General features: G+C 65.8%; 2 protein-coding genes. Both read right to left on the minus strand.

All coding sequences use genetic code 11. The annotated features are described in order from the left end of the window. Window positions 1–142: 142 nt before the first annotated feature. Complete coding sequence (locus EOA79_RS29840) at window positions 143–4,114, minus strand: AsmA family protein (protein WP_127335598.1); 3,972 nt, start codon at window positions 4,112–4,114, stop codon at window positions 143–145. A gap of 88 nt (window positions 4,115–4,202) precedes the next feature. Further along, window positions 4,203–4,614 (minus strand): FAD-linked oxidase C-terminal domain-containing protein (locus tag EOA79_RS29845; protein ID WP_281060305.1); only part of this gene is annotated, 412 nt, incomplete at its 5' end.

A 4,614-nucleotide genomic window follows, 5' to 3' on the forward strand; every position in this document is an offset into this window, starting at 1 on the left:
AACCTATGCTCAAGCGCCTGCTTTCGCGGCAGGAGCCGGTTTTAGCGCTACATCCAGCGCTGTCCTTCGCGACGTCTTGGGTGTTTTGTTCGCCCGCGATTCCGGGCGGAACCGCTATGCAGTTTTCCTGGAATAACGAGTTTCAACCGCCGTCCAGCGACTTCAAGAGGTTGTCGATCGTGAACGGATTGGACTTGGGCTTCGGCGGCTCTGGAACGGAACCGTCGTTGACGCCGGGAAGCGACCGGTCGACTTTTGGCGCCTGCTCAGCCGCCCTGCGTTCAGCTTCCAGCCTCGCCTGCTCGGCACGCTTGCGATCCGCCTCGGCCTGGGCTTTCGCGGCTGCGGCCTGTTGTTCGGCCTTTGCCTTGGCGTCGGCATTCGCCGCTGCTTGCGCATCAGCCTCCGCCTTGGCACGCGCCTCGGCCTCGGCCTCGGCCTGAGCCTTGGCATCGGCTTCCGCTTTTGCCCTTGCCTCTTCTTCCGCTTTGGCTTGCGCCTCGGCTTCTGCCTTCGCTTGCGCTTCCGCTTCGGCATTCGCCCTGGCTTCAGCCTCGGCTTTCTGCCGCGCCTCTTCCTCTTGCCGGCGCAGTTCCTCGGCCGCCCGGTCGCGCTCCGTCTGCAGCGCAGCGTAGTAGCGCACCTCGCGCCGCAGCCTCTGCTTCTCGAGCAGCGCCGCCTGCATCGCCTCGACGCGCTGCTGCTCCTTCTCCAGCGCGCGCTGGGTCAGGAACTGCGCCAGCGGCGCGCTGTCGAACTGGAGCGACGTCGCCCCGATCTGGCCTGCAAGGCTGAAGTTCACAGCTGGTTCGGAGCCGACAAGCGCCTCGTCGCCCGGTCGATAGGTAATCGCTCCCTTGGCGGCCAGCGTGCTCGCATCGAGGTCGGCGGTAACGTCCGCCGACAGCGTCGCCGCCGGATTGTCGAGGCTGATCGGCGGCGCCCGCAGCGTGCCATTGGCAACGGTGAAGGGGATATCGGTGTTGCCGGCCGCGAAACTTCCCTGTCCGGCGATCTCAGGCGCGAAGCCGGCGGTCTTGGCGGCATCGATGTCGCGTCCGATTGCATCGGCCTTGGCGATGACGGGGGCAAAAGCATCGGGATTGATGCCGGCGATGGTCAGTCCCTTCAGCGCCGCCGTGCCGGACCCTGACAGGGCGGCGATCATCGCATCGACAGACTTGCCGCTGGTCGACAGCGCGGCCGAAATGTCGCCGCTGCCGCTGATTCCGGCGCCAGGCAGCACTGCGGCAAGATCACTGCCCGCCAGCTTCAACTGACCCGATAACAGGCCGGTGCCCTCCGTGTTCTTGAGCTCGAACAGGCCGGTCAGCGTGCCCTCATAGAGCTTGGCTTTGAGGTCCGAGACACGGATGCCTTCCCGGTCGAGCTTCAGCGACAGCGTCGCGTCATGCGCGGTCGCGAACGGTCCGGCGGCAAGGGCCGCCGTGTTGAGGTCGAGATCGGCGCTGAACGGCAGGGTCGATTTCCGGCTGAACGGCGTCGTCGGCCAGCCACCGTCCTTCCCGGCGAGGAAGGACTGGTCGCCGAACAGCGACACCGCCAGCGGGTCGAGGTCGAGCTCATCGAGCGCCAGCGCGCCGGCAAGATGCGGCAGTCCGTCCTTCATGTCGGCGTTGACGTCGCCGGACACAGTCGCCTTGTTGATGGCGCCGCTGAGCCCGCTCAGCACCAGAAGCCCATTGCCGAAGTCGGCATCGCTGGCGAGCGAAGCCGACGTCCCGGTGCCCATGCCGGGCAGCCCGACACCTGTCGTCATCAGCCATGGCTCGATATCGGCGGCGTCGAGATTGACCTTGCCCTTGGCGGTGGCGCCTTGCTCTGTCTCGGCGATGGTCCCGTCAAAGCTCGCCCTGAAATCGTCGGCCGTCAGGTTGAAGCTGGTTGCCAGACCGCCGCCCAGCGAGCCTTTGGCCGTGATATCGGTGGTGGCCTGTCCAAGCATGCCGAGCGGCAGCGCCGGCAGGCCGTAGAGTGCAAGCAGCGTGGCGGCGTTCTCGTTCCTGGCATTGAAGGTGATCGATACCGGCGCATCGGGAAGCCGATCCCGCGTCCCCCTGCCCGAAAGCGAAGCCGAGAAGGCGGAACCGCCGGCCTTGCCTTGCGCCGAGAGCGCGAGTCCGGTGGTGCCGTCGCCATTGTCGGCGGCACTTGTCACCAGGTCGATCCGGGCGTCCTGGAACAGCTCCGGATAGGCAGCAACACGGGCAGCCAGGCCTTTCAGAACCTGATTGTCCGGATAATGCTGGGCTGCGACATCTATGAGCGGCTTGAGATCGACGGCCACCACGGATGCGTCGAGCTTGCCGGTCGGGCTTTCCGGAAAATCCTTGATGCGCCCGGTGGCGCTGATTGAGGCGCCGGCGAGCCCTCCGACCGAGAGCAGGTCGATCTCGAGCAGGCCCTTGCGCAGCCTCAACGCCGTATCAACTGTATCGGCGGTCAGCCCGGCGGCGCTGACCGGGCCCGCCTTGATCTGGAAATCGAGGTCGCGGTCGGAGAAGCGGTTGGCGCCCTTGTCGCTGACGAAGATCGAGGCGAAGGCCGCCAGCCCATCGACGTCGAGCTCGCCGCCCTCCAGCTGCATCAGCACCGAGGGCCTGGCGCCATCGGGCTGGCTGGAATCGATGCGGCCGGAAAATTTCGCCTTGCCGAGGATCAGCTCGAGGTCGCTGAACGACTGCCGGTTCTCGCTGAGATCGACCTTGGCCTTAAAGCCCGCCGCCGGCAGACGGCGGATCGCGTCGTCGACATCCTTCGACAGCCAGGCGGCGAAACCGGACGGCTGTCCGACAGCAAGCAGCAGGGATCCGGTGAAGCCGAAATGGTCCTCGACGTTCAGCATGCCGTCGGCTTCAAGCGTCGCCCGGCCCGGCAGTGTCGCGGCGAGCGACTTCACCGACCACCCGCCTTCGGCCGGGTCCGCCGAGAGCCGCACGTCGCGAACCGTGGTATCGCCCGCCACCACGGCCGGCAGCCTGACCTCGACCGTGCCCGGTATCGTCGGCTTCGGCATGTGCTGAAGCGTCTGCTCGAACGCCGCGATACGCTGGTCGAGCGTCAATCCGGCACCTGCGGATGCGCCCACCGCCTCGTCGAACTGCACCTGCGCGCCGTTCGCTTCGATCGAAAAATGCGGTTTCAGGCCGAGATCGACCGAGGCCTTGCCGTCGGCGGTATAGGGGTTGTCGAGCGGTCCGGTCTCGAAGCGGAATTCATCGACACCGAGCTTCTGATGGTCGAGCGCGAATTTGCCGTTCAGCCGGAAGCCGGGATCGGGCTTGCCGGCGCTGACCTTCACAGGCTCGGCGTCAGTGCCGCGCAATTCGGCCGAGCTCCTGTCGGCCCCATTCTTGTCAGAGGCCGAAACCTTGAACTGACCGGAATAGACCGCCGCGCCTCTGACCATGCCGGCATTGCCGTCCGTCTCGATGATGAGCGGATAGGCATCTGGGTCGGCTTTGAGTCTGACCCGCATCTGGCCGTCGGCTTCAGTTCTGCCGGTTGAGGCCGAGACTTCCGTGCGCAGGCCGTCGAAGCGCAGCGAGCCGTCCATCCGCCACGGGCCGGCGAGCGACTTTGCCGAAACGGTCGAGTTGATCTCGGAGATGAAATGGCTGCGCCCGCCGGCGGCATGGCGCAATTCGATCTGCCCTTCGGTCACTGTCAGCTTCTCGATCGCGATCTGTCCGGGATCGAAGGGCGTCGACGGCCGGATCGCCCAGTCGACCGTGCCGTCGCCTGCAACATCGATGGTCGCCTTCGGATGCACCAGCCGCATGTCGAAGATCAGCAGTTCGCCGCGCAGGAACGGCGCCAGCTCCGCGTCCATGGAGAAGGTCTCCATCGTCATCGCCGGCTGTCCGCCAGGGCCGCCTGCGACCTCGACGTTGGAGAAGGTCACCGAAGGGAATGGCAAGAGCCGCGCGGTCGCATCGCCTTTCACGGTCACCTTGCGGCCGAGGATGGCGCTCGCCTCGCGCTCGAAATCGGCGCGGTAGCCGGTCCAGTCGACGAAATACGGCACAACCAACGCCGCGCACAGCACCAGCACGAACAGGCCACCGAAGATCACGAACAGGCGAGCGAGCATCGGCCCCAAAGCCTAGGATTAAAGTCAGCCGCACTCTACCCGCATCCGCGCGGCGATAAAGAGGCAATTCGGCTGCAACCCTCGGCGTCTAGGCTCTCGGCAAGATCTTGCCGGGGTTCATGATGTTCAGCGGATCGAGCGCCTGCTTGATCGTTCGCATGACCTCAACGCCATGGCCGAGCTCATGGCGCAGGAAGCCGACCTTGCCCTGGCCGATGCCGTGCTCGCCGGTGCAGGTGCCTTCCATGGCGATCGCCCGCATGTTGAGCCGCGCGACGAATTTTTCAGCGAGTGCGATCTCCTGCGGGCTGTCGACATCCATCAGCACCAGCACATGGAAATTGCCGTCGCCGGCGTGGCCGACGATCGGCGCGATCAGGCCCATTTCGGCAATGTCGGCTTCGGTCTCGGTGACGCATCCGGCAAGCCGGGAGATCGGCACGCAGACATCGGTCGAAAGCCCCTTGGCGCCGGGGCGCAGCGTCAGCGACGACCAGTAG

Origin of the sequence: Mesorhizobium sp. M1A.F.Ca.IN.020.03.2.1 (genome assembly GCF_004023205.1) — a bacterium.
GTDB lineage: Bacteria > Pseudomonadota > Alphaproteobacteria > Rhizobiales > Rhizobiaceae > Mesorhizobium.

Coding starts and splice junctions, on each gene's coding strand:
- EOA79_RS29840 (WP_127335598.1), bottom strand. CDS start 4,114: ATGCTCGCTCGCCTGTTCGTGATCTTCGGTGGCCTGTTCGTGCTGGTG.